The organism is Pseudoduganella sp. RAF53_2 (assembly GCF_052113985.1).
Lineage (GTDB): Bacteria > Pseudomonadota > Gammaproteobacteria > Burkholderiales > Burkholderiaceae_D > Rugamonas.
Genome location: NZ_JBFRDW010000509.1, coordinates 1 through 4,446, shown reverse-complemented (window position 1 = coordinate 4,446; position 4,446 = coordinate 1). Strand labels below are relative to the sequence as shown.

The window sequence follows — 4,446 nt, the reverse complement described above, 5'->3', positions numbered from 1 at the left end:
CCCGGCTCCTGCGCAAGGCGGCGCGGTCTGGCCGGCACGCGCCGGCGCTGGCGCACGCCCGGCGCGCGCGCGGGTGGGTGACGAGCGTCCTGCTGCTGCGAAGCCGCAGCTGCGCGAGAGCCACCAGCGCGACTTCAAACCGCGCGTGCAAACCGAATTCCAGGCCGAGCTGAAACAGGATTCGCTGGCCTTTGCCATGCTGGGCGCCGCCACGGCTGCTGTGCAGGTGAAGGGGGGCATGGCGCTGCCGCAAGCGCTGAATGGCATTTTTACTAACGCGAACGCCACCCCGCAAGCACGCGGTGCGATCCAGGACATCGCCTACCGCGCCATGCGACAGCTTGGCCGCAGCGAAGCGTTGATCACCCTGATGGCGCCCAAAGCCCCAGACCCGATGGTGCAAGCCCTGCTGTCGGTAGCCCTGCCGCTGATGATGGCAACGGAAGAAGGCCCGGCGCCTTACGAAGCCTTCACCGTGGTCGACCAGGCCGTCACCGCCGCCGGTTCGCACCCGGACACCGCCCGCGCCAAAGGCATGGTCAACGCCCTGCTGCGCCGTTTCCTGCGCGAGAAGGACGAGTTGCTGGAAGAAGCCCTGCGTGACCCGGTCGCGCAATGGAACTATCCGCAATGGTGGATCGACAACGTCATCACCTCCTACCCGAAAGAATGGCAGGATGTGCTCAGCGCCGGCAATAAGGCGCCGCCGCTGACCCTGCGCGTCAACACCCGCCGCAACAGTGTGGAAGACTACCTGCAGCGACTGAGTGAAGAAGGCATCGAAGCCACCCGGATCGGCCCGCAGGCCGTCCGCCTGGCCAGGCCGATTGGCGTGCACCTGATCCCCGGCTTTGCCGAAGGTCTGGTTTCGGTGCAGGACGCCGGCGCTCAGCTGGCCGCGCCGCTGCTTGACCTGCAAGCAGGCCAGCGCGTGCTGGACGCCTGCGCCGCGCCTGGCGGCAAAACCTGCCACATCCTCGAATTGGCCGATGTCAATTTGACAGCGCTGGACGCTGATGCCAAGCGCTTGCAGCGCGTGCAGGAAAACCTCGACCGTCTGCAATTCCAGGCCACTTTGCAGCCCGCCGAGGCGCAAACGTCCGACTGGTGGGACGGCCAGCCCTTCGACCGCATCCTGGCGGACGTGCCTTGCACGGCCTCCGGCATCGTGCGCCGCCACCCGGATATCCGCTGGCTGCGCCGCAAGGCGGACGCCCGCCAACTTGCAACACTTTCTTCGCAAATTCTCGACAATCTTTGGCGAATGCTCGCCCCCAATGGTAAATTGCTGTTCGTGACATGTTCGTTGTGGCCGCAGGAATCCGAGGCGCAGGCGGCCGCTTTCGCGGTGCGCAATCGCGCCACGCGACTCGAAGCGCCCGGCCAGCTGCTGCCTGAAGGAGGCGCCGAGCAGGATCACGACGGTTTGTTTTACGCATTGTTCCAGAAGAGTGATGCGTGACCCTTTGAAGAGCACCTCGCAAGTGATCCGACGATTTTTTCGACTCCTTTGCTGGCAGTTGCTGCTGACGTTTGCCTGCGTCTTGCCGCAGGCTGCAAGAGCCGCCGAAGAGACGGTGGAGATCACACGCGCCTATATCGAAGCGGCCGAAGAGGGCTACCGCCTGTCGGCCGGTTTTTCCTTCGAGCTGAATCACGGTCTTGAAGACGCCATCCAGTCCGGCGTCCCGCTGCACTTCACCACCGAAATTTCCTTTACGCGTCCGCGCTGGTACTGGTTCGACGAAAAAGCCGTCACCGCCAAGCGCACTTACAAGCTTTGGTATGACGTCTTTCTGCGGCAATACCATGTGACCATCATCGGCAGCGTGCAGCAGACTTTCTCCACGCTGGAAGATGCCCTGTTCTTCATCCGCCGGCCAACGCGCTGGGTGGTGGCGCCGCGCGGCGCATTGAAAGCGGGCGAGGTCTATAACGTCACGCTGCGCATGGGCATGGATCGCGACTATCTGCCCAAGCCGATTCAGGTGAATGCCTTTAATAACAGCGAATGGCGTCTCTCCTCGAACAAGAAGACCTTCCAGTACAGGGCTGAGTAAGTGACTTCTCTGCTACGGTACTTGTTCGTCGTCGCTGGCGCAGTGTGCAGCATTTTGCTGTTTCTGCTGGCTTCCGCATCGGACAATTCCGGCTTCTTCGACCGCTATTATTCTTGGCTGCTTGGCCTGAACGCGTCGGTGGCGGTGGCGCTGCTGGTGCTGGTGGGCGTGTCCCTGTTCCGGCTCTACTCGCGCTACAAGAGCGGCAAGTTCGGCTCCAAGCTGATGACGCGGCTGGTGCTGCTGTTTGCCGCCATCGGCGTGCTGCCAGGGCTGGTGATCTTCCTGGTATCCGTGCAGTTCGTGTCGCATTCCATCGATTCCTGGTTCAATGTGCGGGTGGAAGAAGCGCTGAACTCCGGCCTGGACCTGGGCCGTGCTGCGCTGGACGATGCCCTCGCCGAACTGGAAGGCCAGGCCCGCATCACCGTGCGCCAGCTGGCCGATGATCCTTTCTACGCAGCGCCGGCCACGCTGTCGCGCTTCGTGCGCCGCCATCCGGGCACGCAGAGCGCCATCATCGTCGACTCGGACGGTGGCCTGATCGTGTCGGCCATGGGCGAGCGCCGCGTCAACCTGAGCGCGGACTTGCCGACGACGGCCATGCTGGGCAAGGCCAAGGACGAACCTTCTTACGCATCCGCCGAAGGTGGCGGCGAATTGCGCGATGACCGCGTCGGCGCGCCGCCGCCCGCCGCGCCGGACCCGAACAATGTACTGCGCCTGCGCGTGCTGATGGCCATCCCCGATCCGGTGCAGCCGAACGGCACGCATCTGGCGCCGCGCTATCTGCAGGTAATTCAGGCCGTGCCGCAGCGCCTGGCGACCAACGGCGACATGCTGCGTACCGCCTACTCGGAATACAAGGAGCGCTTCGTGGCCCGTGTCGGCCTGCGCAAGATGTATATCGAAACGCTGACGCTGACCTTGTTGCTGGCGGTGTTCGGCGCCATCGCCGCCGCGTTCCTGATCGCGAACGACCTGGCCCAGCCTCTGCTGCTGCTGGCCGAAGGCACGCGCGCGGTGGCGGAAGGCGACCTGTCGCCGCGTCCGATTGTCGCCAGCTCCGATGAACTGGGCACGCTGACGCAGAGCTTCAACACCATGACGCGCCAGCTGTCCGATGCGCGTACCGCTGTTGAACGCAACCGCATCGCGCTGCAGAACGCCAAGGCCCACCTGGAATCGGTGCTGGCCAATATGTCGGCGGGCGTGATGGTGCTGGATGCCGAGTTCCGCATCGTCACCTGCAACGATTCCGTCGAACGCATCCTGCAGCAAGCGGGTGTAACCCTGATCAACCGCGCGCTGAGCGAAGTGGAAGGCATGCAGGAATTCGCGGCAGCCGTGATCAACGCCTTCTCGGCGCAGAGCGCGCAATCGGCCGCTGGCCGCAATGTGCAGCGCCTGCACTGGCAGCGCCAGATCGAATTGCCGCATCCTGCGGCCAGCGCGGAAGAGGGCGAGCTGACCCTGCTGGCGCGCGGCTCGCGCCTGCCGCTGGAAACGGGCAGCGGCTATATCGTGGTGTTCGACGATATCACCGACGTGATCTCGGCCCAGCGCTCGATCGCCTGGGGCGAAGTGGCGCGCCGCCTGGCCCATGAAATCAAGAACCCGCTGACGCCTATCCAGCTGTCGGCGGAACGCCTGCAAATGAAGCTTGAACCCAAGCTGGCGCCGGCCGATGTGGAACTGTTGAACAAGAGCGCTTCCACCATCGTCAACCAGGTCGCCGCCATGAAGCGCATGGTGGACGACTTCCGCGATTACGCCCGCACCCCGCCCGCCGTACTGCAGCCGCTGGACCTCAACGCCCTGGTCGAAGAGATCCTGCACCTGTACGTCGATAGCGAGGGCGAAGACATTATTCATGCGCACCTGGCGCCCTTCCTGCCCATGATCATGGGCGACGAGACACAGCTGCGACAGGTGATCCACAATTTGCTGCAAAATGCGCAGGACGCATTGGCAGACCATCCATCCGCCGACCGCGTGCCGCGCGTCGACGTGGTGACCGAAGCGATCCATTACGAGAGCGCGGACGGCGGTACCCGTATTGCGGTGCGCCTGTCGATCTCGGACAATGGCCCCGGCTTCGCGCCCAAGATCATGGCGCGCGCCTTCGAGCCTTATGTGACTTCCAAGGCGAAGGGAACGGGCCTGGGGCTGCCGATGGTGAAAAAAATTATCGAAGATCATGGTGGCCGGATCGATATCCAGAACCATGCCGATAGTAGTGGAGCATCCGTGCTGATTTTGCTGCTAAAGTTGGCGCCGGTGCAGTTGGCATAATATTGTTTGACAAATAAAATCATTGTCGCGCCGACAGGTATAGAATGCCTGCGTGATGACGACGAAAATGAATGGGAAGGGGCAGGGATAG

At 63.3% G+C, this 4,446-nt stretch carries 3 protein-coding genes; all 3 read left to right on the top strand.

The genetic code is table 11. The features are described 5' to 3' along the window. Positions 1-109 precede the first annotated feature (109 nt). The 3 genes from rsmB to AB4Z11_RS24150 all read left to right on the top strand — a co-directional run bounded on the left by rsmB (position 110) and on the right by AB4Z11_RS24150 (position 4,355). Complete coding sequence (rsmB, locus tag AB4Z11_RS24160) at positions 110-1,462, top strand: 16S rRNA (cytosine(967)-C(5))-methyltransferase RsmB (RefSeq protein WP_442028226.1); 1,353 nt, start codon at positions 110-112, stop codon at positions 1,460-1,462. A 115-nt stretch (positions 1,463-1,577) separates the two neighbouring features. Then, entirely contained in the window at positions 1,578-2,060 is a 483-nt protein-coding gene (locus AB4Z11_RS24155; protein ID WP_442028225.1) for a DUF4390 domain-containing protein, read from the top strand. After that, positions 2,061-4,355 carry an ATP-binding protein gene (locus AB4Z11_RS24150; protein ID WP_442028224.1) on the top strand — a complete coding sequence of 765 codons (2,295 nt, stop codon included), beginning with the start codon at positions 2,061-2,063 and terminating at the stop codon, positions 4,353-4,355. Positions 4,356-4,446: the final 91 nt, after the last annotated feature.